Here is a 16,524-nt window from a genome sequence, read left to right on the forward strand (position 1 = left end):
TCCGTGAATATCTTGAAAGCCTTCGTTGCAAGGAGGATACTTTCGTCTATATCGTCTTTCCGGTGGAATATCTCCGCTCTTTCAAGGTATGAGAGTCCTGCTATGCGTTCATCACCTGCCCGTTCAGAGAACTTAAGGCCGTCACCAAATTTCTTCTGGGCTCTGTCAAGCTCGCCTTTGTTCTTATAGGCGATACCGATGTTATGATGTATCAGCGCTCTCAGCGGGTCGTTGTCGCGTTTGCCCAGTGTGGTCAGTGCAGAGTCGTATGCCTCAAGAGCTCCGTCATGCTCGCCCCGGATATTGAGTATATTGCCCAGGTTCATATAGATCTTAAGGAGCAGGTCGCGGTCTTTCTTCGATGAAGCGAGCTTCTTGGCCGATTCAAACGATTCAAGCGCGCGGGACATCTTTCCTGTCTCTGCGTATAGAATACCAAGCGTGTTCATCGTTGAGGCTAAAGCGATAACGTCGCCTGAGTCTCTAAGGAGAACTTCAGCCGCGTTGAACTCTTCAAGCGCTCTCTCCCAGTTAGCCTGCTTGGCGTATATCTCGCCTAAGAAGCGACTGGCAGATCCCTTGATTGTGCGGTTCGTCTCGCTTGCGGGGCGGCTCTTAACTTCTTCAAGAAGTCTCTCCGCCCTGTCAAACTGTAGGGAAGATATACCGATCCTGGCTATATCTATCAATAACGAATCATAAGCATCACCTTCAAGGTAACCCTGTGATACGCTCAGTATGATCTCGAACTTGGTGTCTATTGATAAGTTGTTACGGTCGTTCGTCGTAAGGTCTGTAGGTAGGATGGTCTGCCACGATTCTTTAAGAGCAGCTTCGTTCTCCTTCAATACACCCGATACTCTCGAACCGAAGTCCCTGCCACAAAGCTTCGTGGCTGCCCTGAGTATCTCTGTGATGAAGTTGTCAGTTACCATCTATCTAAATATCCCTTAGTATGCCCAACCGTAACGTGTAGATTCTTCGTCCTGAGCACTTACCGAACTACCATTATTCTTATCGCTCTTCTTACCTTTTTTGAGGAGAGCATCATCTTCTGAATTGCTCTCATTGGCAGGTAACGCATTCGAAGTAACCGGCGCTTCAATTGCTCCGGGCGCAGTTATCGATGCGTAGTCACACGCAACTGAAAACAACAGCGCAACCGCCATTAAAGTAAGAAGTAATCCTCGTTTAGGTACTTTCATTGGATTTACTCCTGTTTTGATTGTATTACTAAAAGTATTACTAAAATTCAAACTCTGTCTCCTAACATTATCCTTAAGATACAAAATGAAAAAATCTTGACCGTGATAGGTGTCACAAAACTCCCTTTTATTTTTATCTTCCTGTAACTTCTTATTTATTCAGGACTTAAAAAGCGATATAATGCTTATCAGGTTCGCTTTTAGCCCTTACTGCCGTTTAAACCCAGCAAATTAGCCACTTCGGCTTTCAGGTCGGCTAATTTAAACGGTTTTCTGAGGTACTTAGATACCCCTGATTCTTCTAATTTTGCTTCTGCTTCATCGTCAAGAGCAGAAGAAACCACCAAAATCTTAGCGGCAGAGTACTCTTCCGTCTTTTTTACCTGGCGAATTACCTCAAATCCATTGATTTTCGGCATATTCAAATCAATTATGAGTAAGTCAGGCACTGATTTACCTATTTTCATCAGTCCTTCATATCCGTCTGTAGCCGATTCAACGTTCAGGTCAGAATCCATATCTTCCAACGTCATAGCGATAGTCTTAACCATTCCCGGATCATCATCCATAATTAGGACGCTGTTATTAGAGTCATAATTGGACAAGGATTCATCAATCGGCATATTGTTGGCTCTGAGGAATTTAACAAATGCTACCTTTTCTACCCGGAAATGACCCATCGGAGTTTGGAAACCGCTGAGATGTCCCTGTCGTATCCATCTCTTGACAGTTGTAATATTAACTTCACAATATCCGGCAATATCACCTGTGGATAAGTATTTTTTATCCATACTTATACGTAAATCACCCGATTAACTCTTTTGCGCTGATTTGCACGAAATTTTGTAATATATACAGTTTTCAACATAGACTTCAAAATGTAGCATTTTATATGCTTAGAAGCAAACTATTTATTACATAAATTAAGTTAACCACCCCTCACTCCCCTCCTCGAAAATGAGGGGTAAATTTAATGCGGTCATAGGGATTAAATATCATCCTTTGTCATTGCGGGGAGTGATAGAGCCACGACACGGCAATCTCAAATTTCCCTGAATCGGTATATCGAAAATGCCCGTCTGACCGCCGGGCAGGCTTCCACTCTTTCAATTTACATAAGAAAGATGTAAATTAGCTTTCAATAAAATCGAATACTTTTCAAAGGAGAACTTTTCAATGTACAGAAAGATGATTTTAGTAATTGTTTTACTCTTATTCTCATCATGCAGCTCATATACCGGTGTGCAAAAGCAAAATAATCAGGCGACAGGTCAACTCGAACAGCTTTTTGCCGATGACTGGGAATACCAATTAAAAGAAAGCCCGCTCTTTGCCACATTCTACGGTGATAAACGTTATAACGCCGCGCTTCCGTCCGTATCGGTGGCTGATAACCAACGAAGACTCGCTCAGGAAAAAGCATTCCTGACACGATTAGCAGAAATAGACAGGAACGCTCTTTCTGCAACTCATCAACTGAATTATGACATATTCAAACTATTAAAGCAGAACGACATAGCAGAATACCAATTCAAAACTTATCTGACTCCAATTACAAACCGGAGCGGATTTCATGTTTCGTTTCCTCAGTTAGCCGATAGAGTTCCGTTAAATAGCGTGGAAGATTACGAAAATTATATCGCCCGGCTAAACGGATTCGAGGTTTACGCTCAATCATATATTGAGCTTATGCGAGCGGGAATCAGCGAGGGATATGTACTTCCCGGAATCACGCTTAAGGGAATTGAAGGCACGATAGAGCCGCATATCGTCAAAGATGCGTCTGAAAGCTTGCTGTTCGCCGCATTTGAAAAATTCCCCGATGACATAGACGAAGCGGCGCAAGCAAACCTCACAGAAGCGGGTAAATCCGCGATTCTGAATTCGGTTGTTCCCGGCTATGAAGCGTTCTTAAAATTTATTACAGAGGAATACCTCCCTGCCGCAAGAGAAGATATTGCCGCTTCTTCCCTCCCCGACGGAAAAGCGTTTTATGAGCATCGGGTTCGGCTGTTCACAACGCTGGATATAACGCCTAAAGAGGTTCACAAAATAGGTCATTCGGAGGTGAAGCGAATCCGCGGAGAAATGGAGGAACTGATTCGCGAGACAGGTTTTGAGGGAAGTTTTCAGGACTTTGTGCAATTTTTGCGGACAGATGACCGGTTCTACGTTGACAGCCCGAAGGCGTTGATGGCTCAAATCGCTCTGACGCTGAAGCTGATGGACGGACAATTACCAACGCTATTCAAGACACTTCCCAGGTCGCCTTACGGAATCAAAAAGATACCTGATTTCATCGCTCCGAAGACCACAACGGCTTATTATAACAGTCCCGCCGGCGACGGTTCAAAAGCGGGTTTCTATTTTGTAAATACGTATGACCTCAGAAGTCGCCCTACTTATGAGATCGAAGCTCTCTCCTTTCACGAGGCGGTTCCGGGGCATCATCTTCAGATAGCCCTGCAGCAGGAGATGGAGAACATTCCCGAATTCAGAAAATACGCCAGCTTCACCGCCTTTGTTGAGGGTTGGGCGCTTTATTCGGAACGGCTTGGTCTGGAGGTCGGCTTTTACGAGGATCCGTACAGCGATTTCGGTCGATTGACTTACGAGATGTGGCGCGCGCTCCGGCTCGTTGTAGATACGGGCATGCATTATTTCGGGTGGTCACGCCAGAAAGCGATTGATTATATGGCGGAGAATTCCGCTCTGACTATGCATAACATCACAACAGAAATAGACAGGTATATCTCGTGGCCCGGACAGGCGTTGGGATACAAAATGGGCGAGTTGAAGATCAGGGAACTCCGCGCCTACTCCAAAGAAAAATTAGGCGATAAATTTGACGTAAGAGAATTTCACGAAGTCGTTCTCGGCAGCGGAGCGGTTCCTATGAATGTCCTCGAAGCCAATGTCACCGATTGGGTATCGAATAAACTATCAGAAAGGTAGGAATCAGAAGATGACTAAATTCAATCAATTATTTTTAATTATAATAATCTTCTTCCTTACCGGATGCACCGGTCAGAAAGGAAACGAAAGCCTTAAAGGAATCGGACAGCAGTTTTTCCCGTCCCTGGATAGTCCCATACCGGTCAACCCGAATGTGGTTGAAGGAAAATTGGATAACGGTATCAAATATCTTATTCTGAAAAACGGGAAACCGGAAAATAGAGCGGAACTCCGACTAGTTGTAAACGTCGGCTCGGTGTTGGAAGAAGATGATCAGCAAGGTCTCGCCCACTTTGTGGAGCATATGGCGTTCAACGGAACCAAGAATTTCGCGAAGCAGGAAATTGTGGATTATCTCGAATCCATCGGAATGCGGTTCGGAGCCGACATAAATGCGTACACAAGCTTTGACGAAACCGTTTATATGCTAAAAGTCCCAACCGACAGCGCGGAAATGGTCGAACAGGGGTTCCTGATATTAGAAGATTGGGCAAGCGGTGTGAGCTTCGAAGATGAAGAAATCGACAAGGAAAGAGGCGTGGTCATCGAGGAATGGCGACTGCGAAGAGGCGCTGAAGCGCGGATGTTCGATAAACAGCTTCCCGTACTTTTCAAAGATTCCAGGTACGCTGTCCGGTTGCCTATCGGTCAAAAAGCCGTACTCGACAGCTTCAGTTATGATGCGGCAAAACGATTTTACAAAGAGTGGTATCGCCCCGAATTGATGGCTGTCATCGCAGTAGGCGACTTCGACGTAGAATGGATCGAAGGACTGATAAAAGAACACTTTAACCGAATCCCGGCAAGCGAGAATCCGAGAGATAGAGAAGTTTACGGAGTGCCCGACCATAAGGAAACTCTCGTCTCCATCGCCTCCGACAAGGAAGCCACCGGCTCACGGATTTCAATTTACTATAAGCAGGATACGAAAAATGAGAACTCACATGGAGCATACCGGGAAGGAATTATAAAATCAATATACAACGCAATGCTTAATGACAGGCTCGCTGAGATCACCACCAAACTTAATGCTCCGTTCCTTTACGGATTTTCAGCGCAAGGAAGGTTCGTTCGGGAAAAGGAAGTTTACCTCTTAACGTCCGGTGTTCAGGATAACGGAATCGAACGCGGTCTTGAAGCCCTATTGACCGAAGCCGAACGGGTAGCGCTGCACGGATTCACTTCCGCAGAATTGGAACGGCAAAAGATAAATCAGCTTAAAAGTATGGAAAAAGCTTACAACGAGAGGGACAAAACAAATTCCGGAAGTTACGCTTCCGAGTATATCAGACATTTCCTCGTTGACGAGCCGATTCCGGGCATCATATACGAATTTGAGCTATACAAGATGTATATGCCGACCATCACCCTTGACGAAATAAATAGTCTCGCACGCACCTGGCTCTCCGACGAGAACAGAGTCATCCTCGCAAATCTCCCGATAAAAGACAGTATAGTAGAACCAACAGATGCGTCTCTCCTCGCTGTCTTTGACATAGTGAAATCACTGACCATTGAGCCGTACGAAGAGTCAGTGCCTGACCTGCCATTGGTGGCGGATATTCCCGCGCCATCTGCGGTCACTTCCGAATCATATATAGAGGTGTTGGATATTCACGAATTTATTTTGGCGAATGGAATACGCGTTCTGATGAAAAAAACCGACTTCAAAAACGATGAAATACTTATGACTTCGTTCAGCGCCGGCGGCAGATCTCACCTTGTGAGGGATGAATATGTTCCCGGAAAGATATCCGCGAGCGTCATCAATGAAAGCGGTTTCGGAGCGTTCAACAAAATAGCGTTGGAGAAAAAACTTGCCGGTAAAATTGTCGGAGTCTCTCCCTACATCGGGTCGGTGAAAGAGGGAATCTCAGGTTCCTCCACACCCGAAGATATTGAGACAATGTTTCAGCTCATTCATCTTGTCTTTACCGCTCCGAGGAAGGACAGCACCGCATATCTTGCGCTAAAAGAAAGGATAAACGGATTTGTGCTGAACAGGAGCGCAAGCCCCAACGTTGCTTTCAGAGACACTATCAGCGCACTGATGTCCCGCAATCATCCGCGGTATCGACCCTGGTCAACAAAACTTGTTGAAGAGTTCGATCTTAATAAGTCATATAATATTTTCCGAAACGCATTTGCCGATGCAGGCGACTTTACTTTTATTTTCATAGGAAATATCGAACCTGCTGTCATCAAGAAACTTTCCAGGATTTACCTTGGTAATCTTCCTGCTGATGCTGAACATTTATCCTTTAAAGACGACGGAGTTGATCCGCCGGAAGGTGTGATAAAGAAGAAAGTCTTTAAAGGTCAGGAACCGAAAAGTAATACGCAGATTATCTTCACGGGCGATTTTGAATGGAACAGGCAGAACCGCTATAATATCAATTCAATGGTTCATTCTCTCCGAATTAAACTCCGGGAAGTATTGCGGGAAGAGCTGGGCGGAACTTACGGCGTCCGCGTAAGCGCAATTCTTCAGGAGTTCCCCGATGAGGAATATCAGATTCGTATCTCATTCGGCAGCGACCCGGACCGGGTGGCGGAACTGACCGAAACTGTTTTTACCCAGATAGACAGCCTTAGGAATTTCGGAACCACTGATAAAAATCTCGTTAAAATCAAAGAGATCCAGCGAAGGACCCTTGAAACGAGTTTAAAGGAAAACAGTTTTTGGCTCAACACGATTGAATCATATGTGTGGCACAAACAGGATTTTGCTGATGTGATGAAGTTTGATGAATTGGTGGAAGCGCTTTCGCTTGAGACGATCCGGAAAACCGCCCACATGTATTTTGATATGAACAATTACGTTCAGGTATCGCTTTATCCTGAAGGATTTGTAGAATAGAATCTGATAATTAACTGAGAACCACCCCTCTATCCCCTCCTTAGAAAGGAGGGGAAGTTAACCTCTCCCCTTGAGGGGAGTGACCGTTACGTCACTAACATATTAGGAGTGATTTCAGAATTACACCCTCCGTCACTCCGTGACACCTCCCTCAAGGGAGGAGGTTAACTAACTGTTTCCGCCCATATTTTGTTATTCTTTGTCATTCCGAGCGCCTGCCCGACTGATGTCAGGCGGGAAGCGAAAGAATCTCAATTATTTGTTGACGAGTTAATCCTGAGATTCCTTCGTTGCCGTGCTCCTCTGAATGACGACAATGTGCGCGGGTTATCCGTCGGCTGACGGACTGACCGCGCAATCTCAATCTATTAAAAAAGAGAACCGCCATCATCACCCAGCATTGCCTTACGAATCATCGGAATGGGCGGCCCGCCGAATGAGAGGTACATATCGTGATACGCTTTCCACGTTCCGTGCATTCCTCTCGACGCTGTCCAGTCTTCACGGAGTTTCTTTATCATAAGTTTGCCCATAGTGTAGTTCAGATAAGCCGGGTCGTAAGTTCCCCGCGCCGCCTGCTGCCTCGCATTGCCCGGGTCCTGAAAACCCGATTCCATAAAGAGCGCTTCCGATTCTTCAACTGTCATCCCTTCGGTGTGCAGACCGATGGTGGAAAGAAATCGAGCGTTGCGAAGCAGTGCATTAATCAGTTGACCGATATGTATCTCAGGGTCGCCGTCGCTAAATCCGGCATCCCACATCATCTCTTCGGTGTAGTGCGCCCATCCTTCCGCAAACGCATAGCCGACAAATACCTGTCCGAATTTGGAATCAGACCTGTTGGAATGTAGAAATTGCAGGAAATGTCCGGGCCAAATCTCATGCACAGAAACGAACATCAGATCCGCTTTACCCGGAAGGTAATCGTGTTGATCTTTTTCGGACCAGGTGGGATCCGGCGGCGCGATATAATACGTTGACGGCAATCCTTCTTCATACGGACCGGGAATATTTATATACGCGAAATTCCACCTTGCATATTCGGGCGCTTCCGCCACCAGCGCTTTTTCAGTTCCGGGAATAGTTATGAGGTCCTTCTCAATCAGGAAATCTCTGAGCACCGATAATTGTTGACGCGCTCCTTCTACTGCTCCCCCCTCATTCTTCACGCTGCGAGCCTTTTCAACACACTCATGATTTGTCAGTCCGCTCGCGTATTCAGCGCACGCTTCTGTGAGAGATGCGATATTCCGCGCAAGGTCATTTTGTGCGATGACTTTTAGGTCAGCGATAGATACATCAACCCGTTCTGTCGCCCACAGCATTTCCTGAAAATTCTCGGCGCCAATTGCGAATCCATCGGTAGCGTCGGGACGCTGCTCTTCGATCCATGCGTCAAGTTTTTTCATAGCCGCAACGGCAAGCAAGTTCGCTTCTTTCAGATCTGCCTGGAGCTGAGCGTCTTCCACAGTTGCAAATACGTCATAAATATCGTTTTCGAAATAAGTAGCATAACCACCGAAAGTGGTGTGACCTAAATTTACGAATGTCAGTGGAAGCGGAGTGCGCAGGTTTTCCATTATCTGTTCAACCGCTCTTGGGACTTCACCGGCGAATTTTGTGTAAGCCTGCATCCGAACATCAAGCGGAGCATATTCAAGAATTACATAATTGCTCGGATCAAAATGACCCTGGTAAAAATTGGGATTTCGATACTGCTTCTCCGTCGTTTCGAGCCAAAACAGGTCTCCGTCAATGACCGACAGCAAATACTCTCTTTCGAATCGTTGGCCATCACTCAGTGTTGTCCCGTCAAATGCCATTGCGCCAGTTCGTTTGGCGTGAAGCCGCGCTATCTCTTTGTTAAATCCTTCCACGCTCCAATCGGGAAGCTGTCCGTCAAATTCATGCCGACCCGCTCCGATAGCTGTTGTGGGATTTGCGACAAAATAATCTTCAAGGAAATCGGAGACGAATACGTCCCAATCCGCCGAGTGAGTCGGCGACATTTTCACTGTTGATTTTTGACAGCTGACGCTGAGGATTAATAGCATAAAAAGCGTAATAAATCCCGATGTTTTAGTTGAGATAATTCTCATAAGTATTCTCCGGATAAAATTAGTCGGTGATGCTTCGTTTAATCTACGTAAAGTATTTCCAAATGTTCAGAGTGGCAATTTAATTATTCAGAATATTTATTGATTTCAGGTATTTTGAGTTTTCTAAAGATTCGTCTGATTAGCAGGAATATGAGAAGCACTGCCGCTCCCAGATAAGACAAAGAATACTTGCTGCCGAAAATTCCGTCAGACTCCGATACCTGATGTCTAAAAGATTCAGAGAAAAACGGCAAAACTATATTTGTCAAACGAGATGATATTTTGTTCAGATGATCGCCATCATATTCCTGGAAATTGTGATCAATATTACGCTTACTCAATTCTGCTGAAAAACTCATATTCGATATCAACCACTTATCGGCGCTACCAATATCGAAAGACAAAATCTGTCCTCCCCTACGCTGCTCATAGCCCGTCAGGTACTCATCGGTTGCTACCGAAAACTTCATCCATTTTTGCCAAACGTCATCCAAAAATATTTTATTCCCATCTTCATAGACAATCGGCAAATTCACAAAAAACGGCAGATTCAATGGATTAGGAGAAAATGCTGCTCCAAGGGAAATCGCCAACTGTGTCGAAAAACTTAAAGTTTTAAACAGATCAGCGTCGCTGATAAGAGATGCTTCTAACATATTATTTTCAAGTTCTTTGAGCATATTGATTTCAAAATCAAGTCGTGAAGTACTCATTCCATATACAGAACCAAAAATATCCGGGTGTTCCATTCCGAGCCAAACAGCTCCAAACCCTCCCATCGAATGACCTGCGATTCCCCTGCTGGAACTGTTATCTATAGTTTTGAAAGTGGCATCAATCTCATGAACCAATTCTATAGTGATGAAATCATCCCAGTCTCCCATTATCCCTGAATTCACATACCAGCTACCGCCATACTTGTTGTGTGCGCTTGGCATAACGATTATCATCGGCTTGATTTCCCCTGCCTCGATAAGTGAATCGGCAACATTTGTGATGTTCCACCCTTTCCCGAGCCAGAACCGCCCCACCGTCCAGAGATAATAATCCGCATTGAAACCGTGGAGCAGATACAGAACCGGATAACGCCTTTCTTCTGATTCGTTATATCCCAACGGGAGATGTACCATTACCTTTCTGTTAGGTGATTCACCTAACAGATTTCCCTCAAGCGCAATGCTGTGAACTGTGAGAATTATAGTCCGCTGGTCAGGATCTTTCTTTGCAGAAAGAGGTGAAGCAATTAGGATGAATAAAAAGATAGACAAGAAAAGTGGCTTATATTTGGAGGTTGTTCTAATTATCTTTTTGCCTCTTATTGAATCTACAATCTCTATGTCATTCCGAGCGCCTGCCCGGCTACCGTCATGCGGACAATGACAATATTTTTGCCTTTGCCGTGAGCCCGAACGATGATATAGAATTGTGCGGGTTAGTGCCACCGCCGTTGGCGGGACTTACGCTTGCTTTGACCGCACTGAGGTCATCTTTAGGCGTCGGGGCAAGCCCCAGCCGCCACTACGAAAATTTCAAACTCATTTGCTGGGGAGCAGGGATTCGAACCCCGACCGGCGACTCCAGAGGCCGCTGTCCTGCCATTAGACGACTCCCCAAAAGCGACGTGAAATTAATCTGTCGTTCGATTATAGTCAAGGTTATTTACCTGGAATGGCTAAACTTCTGTCATTGCGAGAAGTCTGAAAGACGACGCGGCAATCTCAATATTTACTGTCAGGCGAGAATTGAGATTACTTCGCTTCGCTGGCAATGACAACGGAGGCGGTCAGGACAAGCGTAAGTCCCGCTAATTCCCGCGGGAGTAATTTGAAAGAATGATTCCTATCCGATTCTGAAGTTCATTCGCCATACTCATTGGAAGATTGTAATGATTCACAATGAAACTGAACACAATATCCTCCCCTTCCGCCGTTGTAACGTAACCAGACAAAGCCTTTACATAGCTTAACGATCCCGTTTTTGCTCTAAGATTCCCGGCGGCGTTTGTTCCGCTCATCCGCCTGCGGATAGTCCCGTCCACACCCGCAATAGGGAGTGAATTCATATAATAGTTCGCATACCTGTGCTTCCGCATATATCGGAGCAGCGTCGCCACCTGCTTAACGGTTATGAGATTCAGCCGTGATAGTCCTGAGCCGTCAACGATTTTAACAGCGTTATCGTCAATTCCCGTTTCCCTAAGGAACGACTTGACTACTTTTACGCCCGCCGAAGAACTCCCCGTTTTCTGATATTCCCTGCCAAGTGTTTTCAACAGCTGCTCCGCATAAAAATTCTGACTCGGCTTGTTAACTATTTTAATCATCTCGCTCATTGGAGGTGAAGTGTAAGTCGCCGCCACCATCATATTTTCATATTTTGGTTTAGATGTATGGTCATCGGCGTCCATTGCTTTCCCGCCGACAGATATTCCATTATCCTCAAGTGTTTCTTTAAGTACGGTCACAGTGTATAGCGTGGGATTTCTGACCGAAGCCCAGGTCTTGGATTCTCTTTTCGTCAACGGCATATTACCCCAAAACGTGAAAAGGTTTCCGTCTATTGACCGATTGAAATTATAGTGCATTACAGAATCATTTTCTGTTGTCTTAATATTATTTTTAATCTGTATATATGACGTAGGCGGGTCGATCTCGATAATTGCCGGGTCTCCCGCTTTTTCTCCCGGCTTTATCAAAACATCTATGGCATTATCGTTGAATGACAGCCCGCTGATATGCGCTGAATACCAGTACGGCTCGTCATCCCAGCTCCAGCTATTACCTAATGGAACATCGTCAAAGTAATCATCATCTCCGATAACATCGCCCGTTATTGCGTTGATACCCATTGCTTTCAGACTATCCGCCCAATCGAGAAAAGTGCCGACGATAACTCCCCCGTTGTACCTGCCGGATATAGTCGGGTCTCCCGAACCTTTTACGACAATGTTGCCTTTCAGCGTGCCGTTCTGAACCACGCCATCTGTATATAACCGCGTTTTATATGTGAAGTTGGGACCGAATCTCACAAGCGCCGCAGCCGTTGTGAAGAGCTTCATATTTGAAGCGGGGATGAGAAGTTTATTCTCGTTATGACGGTACAGCACTTCGCGTTTGTCGGGAATTTCGATATAAACGCCCCACGTTGCTGAAGCAAATGCGGGATCATTCAGCAGTTGATCTATTTCAGTTCTTAGATTCCCTAACGGCGTGTCCGGATGTGCCATTTGGGCGGCACAGCCTGAGAACAGTGTGATCAGCAGTATAATCAGTAAGGTAATTTCCAATTTGTTCATTGATTATCTCCAATGGGTTCAACGCCTATTCCCGGTTTATCCGGAAGAATCAGTTTACCGTCAATAACGTCTATTCCGGTGTAAGGATCGTTGCTCAAAAGCAGGTTGCCGTCCAGGTCGGCCCAATCCGCTAATGGAGAGAGATGAGCCGCCGCGCCGATTGCAATCGAACTTTCGCACATACATCCCAGCATAACTTTTACGCCGTAAGAACGCGCTGTATGAATCATCTTGAGGGCTTCCGTCGGTCCTCCGCACTTCATAAGTTTAATGTTTATTCCGTGAAATGCGTCGGCTATCTTCGGAATATCAACCGCCCTGATGCTGTTTTCATCCGCTATGAGTGGAAGCGGAGACCGCTCTTTCAGCCAGATGTAATCATCCAAGTTATCCGCGGGAAGCGGCTGCTCCACGAACTCCACATTTTGTCCGGCGAGCCAATTTATCTTTTCCAGCGCCTCTTCCTTGTTCCAACCCTCGTTTGCATCCACCCGAATGACCTTGTCTGTCAATTCCCGAATTGCAATGATGATTTCCTTGTCGTTTTCAAGTCCCTGTTTCACTTTGAGAATCGGATATTGCTCAGCTTCCCGCACTTTCTGCTTTATAACATCAATCTCGTCAATTCCTATTGTAAACGTTGAAATTAGTGACTTATCCGGGTTCAAGCCCCATAATTTATAAAGCGGCTTGCCAAGTAGTTTTCCGAGAAGGTCCCAATAAGCGATGTTAACAGCGGCAATTGCCGACGGAGTCATAAGAGTGTTGCTTCTGCACGCCTCATCAATATCCTCTATCAGATATGGATCATTGTATGGCGCTGAATCAAAATCGATACTCGCTAAGCCTGTTTCCACCTTTTTAATGTCTTCGCCATAGCGCGTTGTGGGAACCGCTTCACCTAACGCTTTAAGACCCTCGTATTCCAACTCCACAATCATCGAATCGTAGTGCGTCCGTGTACCGCGGGCGATTGTGAACGGATGCGTAAGATTCAATTTTACATATTTCCAGGTCGCTTTCATTTATTCAACTTTACCGCTCTCATTATTGCATTTCCCAGCTTTTCACTGCCGAAACGAACAGGATCATCAGCAGGAAGACCCGTTTCTGCTTCTGCGGCTTCAATTGCGGACAACGCATCTTCTTCATTTAGTTCTGAAGTATACAGACTTACACCGATTAGGTCAACCTCTTTAAAAGGTTTCATCACCGCATTATGCATTTCGATAGCCGCAGTCAATGTTGGTAGTTCACTCCCATAATCGTTCAGTTTCCGCGACGGTTCGTGGCAGATTATCAGTCCGTCCGGCATTGACCCGTGAATTAACCCTAATGTAACTCCGCTATAACCCTGATGAAAAAGAGAACCTTGCCCTTCCACAAGCAGAAGATCGTTATCTTTTTCAATATCCATTATCACGCTCTCAATGGAACCCGCTATAAAATCGCTCACAACGGCATCTACGCAAACACCATAATCAGATAATAATAATCCCGTTTGACCCGTCGCCACGAATGCTGTATTTAGCGGTTGATTTTTCAGGTAAGCAAGAAGTTGTAGTAGTGTGGTCATTTTCCCGATTGCCACATCCGTACCCACCGTCAGCAGGACATACGCTGAACGCTCCCGCCACAGGTCATCTGAAACGCTCAAGTCAACCGGGGGTCGCCTCAAATCCTGTATATTCACGTTGTGTTTTCCCGCGGCTTCCTTGAATTCGTCATCGTCACCAATAAAACTGTGCATCCCGCTAACTATATCCAGTCCGGATTCAATTGCCTGCAACACCATACCGCGCCATTCGTCGGGAAGCCTTCCGCTCATTGGCGCAATACCTATAAGCAGGGCGTTTGGGGCGAATTCAAGGGTTTCTGAAAGAGTGGCCAATACAGGCGTATTATCTCCGTAACCAATCACATCCTCAGCAGTTTTTCCGGCATTGGCGCTGTCTATGAGAGCTACTGCAGAGTCCGGCGCATAACGCAAGATGGCGTTGGCTGTTTTTGACTCTTTTGAGTTGAATTTTCCCTCTACGAGTATTGCGTAACGCCTTAAACTCATTAAGAGTTGGCGTTCTCCACGACGCTCATGATCTCATCACGAGTGAGTATCCTGTCAGACAGTTTCGCCAGGTCAAAGATACCGTCCACCAATGATTTTTCAGGCTCAATCCCCTCATTGCGGAGCCAGTAAATTACGTTGGATTTTCCCGACATAGGACCAATATCGATTATTTGGGTTTTCCCTACCATTCCGGCGGGAACTCCCGAATATATCCGGTCCGCCAACCATTCGTTACCTTTTGCATCCGCTTTAATTACCGCGGCGGCATGCACTCCGGTGCCTGTCCGGAAAGCGTCTTCACCTACCACAGGGTAGTTATGAGCCAACGGGATACCCGTATATTCTGCTGTTTTTTCAACATATTCCGGCAGTCGTGTAAGGTCATTATTTATCACACCTAACAGGCGAAGGTTCACAAGCAGCAAGTCCATCGGAAGATTTCCCACCCGTTCTCCAATTCCCATTGCTGTTCCGTGCACCCTGTCCACTCCTGCTTCAATAGCAGCGAGAGCATTAGGCAGAGCCAATCCTCTGTCCCTGTGTCCGTGCCAATCTAATTTAATTGACTCATCTCTCGTGCTGAGAAATTCCCGTGTCCATCTAACTAAATTTTTCACACCGTCGGGAGTGGCGTGCCCGCAGGTATCGCAAAGGCAGAGTCTGGATGCTCCGGAATCTATCGCAGCTCCGAATAGCGTCGCGAGAGTCTCAGGGTTCGCGCGCACAGTGTCCTCAGTTACGAACATAACCGGTAATCCTTCTTTGTGCGCGAAACTCACCGCTTCGGTAGTCCGTTTAACCATAAGATCAAGGCTCCATTCTTCAGCGTAAACGCGAATCGGACTGCTGCCGATGAAAGCGCAACATTCAATGGGGATGCCCATTTCCTGTGATATTTCCGCTATCGGCTGGATATCCGAAATAACCGTTCGCGCGGCACAGTTAGGCGTTATTTTCATACCGTTTGAAACGATCTCTTTCACCAGAGCAGAAACGTCCGACAGGGCGCGAGGACCCGCTCCGGGAAGCCCAACATCCGCCGTGTGAATTCCTATCTCTTCCATCAGATGCAGAAGTTCTATTTTTTCTTCCAATGAAGGGTCTTTCACAGATGGCGACTGAAGCCCGTCCCTCAGCGTTTCATCATCGAATTCTATTTCGCTCGTTCCCGATAACAGATTACCGTCAATGGTATTCCAATCATAGATAAGTTCGTTCATATCAGGTGTAGATCTTTTATTCAAACCGCTATCATCTCCCTTTGAATTTTGCGTCTCTTTTTTCAAGGAACGCGTTCATCCCTTCCTTCATATCCTCAGTTCCGCAGAGAATGCCGAACCTGTCCGACTCGATAGCAAGACCTTCTTCAAGCGACATATTCATCCCTCTCTGAACCGCCTCAATACACATTTTAACAGCGATAGGAGCATTTGAGATAATCTCTTTCATCATCTCTTTTGCCGCGTTAAGCGCCTCACCTTCAGGCACTACTTTATTAACGATGCCAAGCCTTTCAGCTTCTTCGGCAGTGATGATCTTGCCGGTAAGAATCAACTCTAAAGCGCGACCGGTCCCGATGAGTCGCGGCAACCGTTGAGTACCGCCGAATCCGGGCATAATTCCAAGTCCGACCTCAGGCGCGCCTAATTTAGCGTTCTCGGAAGCGATGCGGATGTGACATCCGAGAGCCAGCTCGAATCCGCCTCCCAAAGCGTAACCGTTAATGGCAGCGATAACGGGTTTCCCCATAAGCTCAAATACTGTCAGAGTTTCCTGCCCTTCGAAAGAAGTTTTCCTCCCCTCCAAAATAGAAGATTTAACCAGTTCATTTATATCCGCTCCCGCCATAAACGCTTTATCCCCTTCACCCGTGACTATCATTCCGGCGACGGAATCATCCTCGCTCACGGCAATTGCAGCGGCTTTCAGTTCAGCGTTCGTTTCGGCATTCATAGCGTTCAGAACATCAGGACGATTTACAGTCACAACGGCGATCCTGTCTTCCACTTCATATTTTATATTTTTGTAGGACATTTCCTCTC

The 16,524-nt window shown here is 46.1% G+C and carries 12 protein-coding genes and 1 tRNA gene; 2 read left to right on the forward strand and 11 right to left on the reverse strand.

Going from position 1 to position 16,524, the window contains the following annotated elements:
• From IIB39_06330 to IIB39_06340, 3 genes are all read right to left on the reverse strand, one after another.
• Positions 1-935, reverse strand: a 935-nt coding sequence (locus IIB39_06330) for a tetratricopeptide repeat protein (protein ID MCH8928319.1), incomplete at its 3' end; no start/stop codon positions are given.
• Positions 936-950: 15 nt separating this feature from the next.
• Positions 951-1,205 carry a hypothetical protein gene (locus IIB39_06335; protein ID MCH8928320.1) on the reverse strand — a complete coding sequence of 85 codons (255 nt, stop codon included), beginning with the start codon at positions 1,203-1,205 and terminating at the stop codon, positions 951-953.
• 200 nt (positions 1,206-1,405) lie between these two features.
• Positions 1,406-1,996, reverse strand: a complete 591-nt coding sequence (locus IIB39_06340) for a response regulator (protein MCH8928321.1) — start codon at positions 1,994-1,996, stop codon at positions 1,406-1,408.
• A gap of 385 nt (positions 1,997-2,381) precedes the next feature.
• Here IIB39_06340 and IIB39_06345 point away from each other — a divergent pair, with 385 nt between their 5' ends.
• Entirely contained in the window at positions 2,382-4,160 is a 1,779-nt protein-coding gene (locus tag IIB39_06345; GenBank protein ID MCH8928322.1) for a DUF885 domain-containing protein, read from the forward strand.
• Positions 4,161-4,170: 10 nt separating this feature from the next.
• Positions 4,171-7,020 carry an insulinase family protein gene (locus tag IIB39_06350; protein ID MCH8928323.1) on the forward strand — a complete coding sequence of 950 codons (2,850 nt, stop codon included), beginning with the start codon at positions 4,171-4,173 and terminating at the stop codon, positions 7,018-7,020.
• 368 nt (positions 7,021-7,388) lie between these two features.
• Here IIB39_06350 and IIB39_06355 read toward each other — a convergent pair whose 3' ends face one another.
• The 8 genes from IIB39_06355 to IIB39_06390 form a co-directional block, all read right to left on the reverse strand.
• On the reverse strand, positions 7,389-9,119 hold the full coding sequence (locus tag IIB39_06355; GenBank protein ID MCH8928324.1) for a DUF885 domain-containing protein: 1,731 nt from the start codon (positions 9,117-9,119) through the stop codon (positions 7,389-7,391).
• Between the two features lie 83 nt (positions 9,120-9,202).
• Complete coding sequence (locus IIB39_06360) at positions 9,203-10,561, reverse strand: hypothetical protein (protein ID MCH8928325.1); 1,359 nt, start codon at positions 10,559-10,561, stop codon at positions 9,203-9,205.
• Positions 10,562-10,661: 100 nt separating this feature from the next.
• Positions 10,662-10,732: transfer RNA gene (locus tag IIB39_06365), tRNA-Gln, on the reverse strand.
• Between the two features lie 191 nt (positions 10,733-10,923).
• Positions 10,924-12,414, reverse strand: coding sequence for a D-alanyl-D-alanine carboxypeptidase/D-alanyl-D-alanine-endopeptidase (gene dacB, locus IIB39_06370; protein ID MCH8928326.1), 1,491 nt, complete (start codon positions 12,412-12,414; stop codon positions 10,924-10,926).
• Complete coding sequence (locus IIB39_06375; GenBank protein ID MCH8928327.1) at positions 12,411-13,439, reverse strand: dipeptide epimerase; 1,029 nt, start codon at positions 13,437-13,439, stop codon at positions 12,411-12,413. The genes dacB and IIB39_06375 overlap by 4 nt, the downstream gene beginning before the upstream one ends.
• Positions 13,436-14,479 (reverse strand): DUF1611 domain-containing protein, encoded by a 1,044-nt coding sequence (locus tag IIB39_06380; protein MCH8928328.1) that lies wholly within the window; start codon positions 14,477-14,479, stop codon positions 13,436-13,438. Before IIB39_06380 ends, IIB39_06375 begins: the two co-directional genes overlap by 4 nt.
• Positions 14,479-15,702 (reverse strand): 2-isopropylmalate synthase, encoded by a 1,224-nt coding sequence (locus tag IIB39_06385; protein ID MCH8928329.1) that lies wholly within the window; start codon positions 15,700-15,702, stop codon positions 14,479-14,481. The genes IIB39_06380 and IIB39_06385 overlap by 1 nt, the downstream gene beginning before the upstream one ends.
• Before the next feature lie 31 nt (positions 15,703-15,733).
• On the reverse strand, positions 15,734-16,516 hold the full coding sequence (locus IIB39_06390) for an enoyl-CoA hydratase/isomerase family protein (protein ID MCH8928330.1): 783 nt from the start codon (positions 16,514-16,516) through the stop codon (positions 15,734-15,736).
• Positions 16,517-16,524: the final 8 nt, after the last annotated feature.

Source organism: Candidatus Neomarinimicrobiota bacterium (assembly GCA_022573815.1).
Classification (GTDB): domain Bacteria; phylum Fidelibacterota; class SORT01; order SORT01; family SORT01; genus JACZTG01.

Bases quoted from the DNA above. Each gene is read 5' to 3' on its own strand.
- IIB39_06335 (MCH8928320.1), bottom strand. From the start codon at position 1,205: ATGAAAGTACCTAAACGAGGATTACTTCTTACTTTAATGGCGGTTGCG.
- IIB39_06340 (MCH8928321.1), bottom strand. From the start codon at position 1,996: ATGGATAAAAAATACTTATCCACAGGTGATATTGCCGGATATTGTGAA.
- IIB39_06345 (MCH8928322.1), top strand. From the start codon at position 2,382: ATGTACAGAAAGATGATTTTAGTAATTGTTTTACTCTTATTCTCATCA.
- IIB39_06350 (MCH8928323.1), top strand. From the start codon at position 4,171: ATGACTAAATTCAATCAATTATTTTTAATTATAATAATCTTCTTCCTT.
- IIB39_06355 (MCH8928324.1), bottom strand. From the start codon at position 9,119: ATGAGAATTATCTCAACTAAAACATCGGGATTTATTACGCTTTTTATG.
- dacB (MCH8928326.1), bottom strand. From the start codon at position 12,414: ATGAACAAATTGGAAATTACCTTACTGATTATACTGCTGATCACACTG.
- IIB39_06375 (MCH8928327.1), bottom strand. From the start codon at position 13,439: ATGAAAGCGACCTGGAAATATGTAAAATTGAATCTTACGCATCCGTTC.
- IIB39_06380 (MCH8928328.1), bottom strand. From the start codon at position 14,479: ATGAGTTTAAGGCGTTACGCAATACTCGTAGAGGGAAAATTCAACTCA.
- IIB39_06385 (MCH8928329.1), bottom strand. From the start codon at position 15,702: ATGAACGAACTTATCTATGATTGGAATACCATTGACGGTAATCTGTTA.
- IIB39_06390 (MCH8928330.1), bottom strand. From the start codon at position 16,516: ATGTCCTACAAAAATATAAAATATGAAGTGGAAGACAGGATCGCCGTT.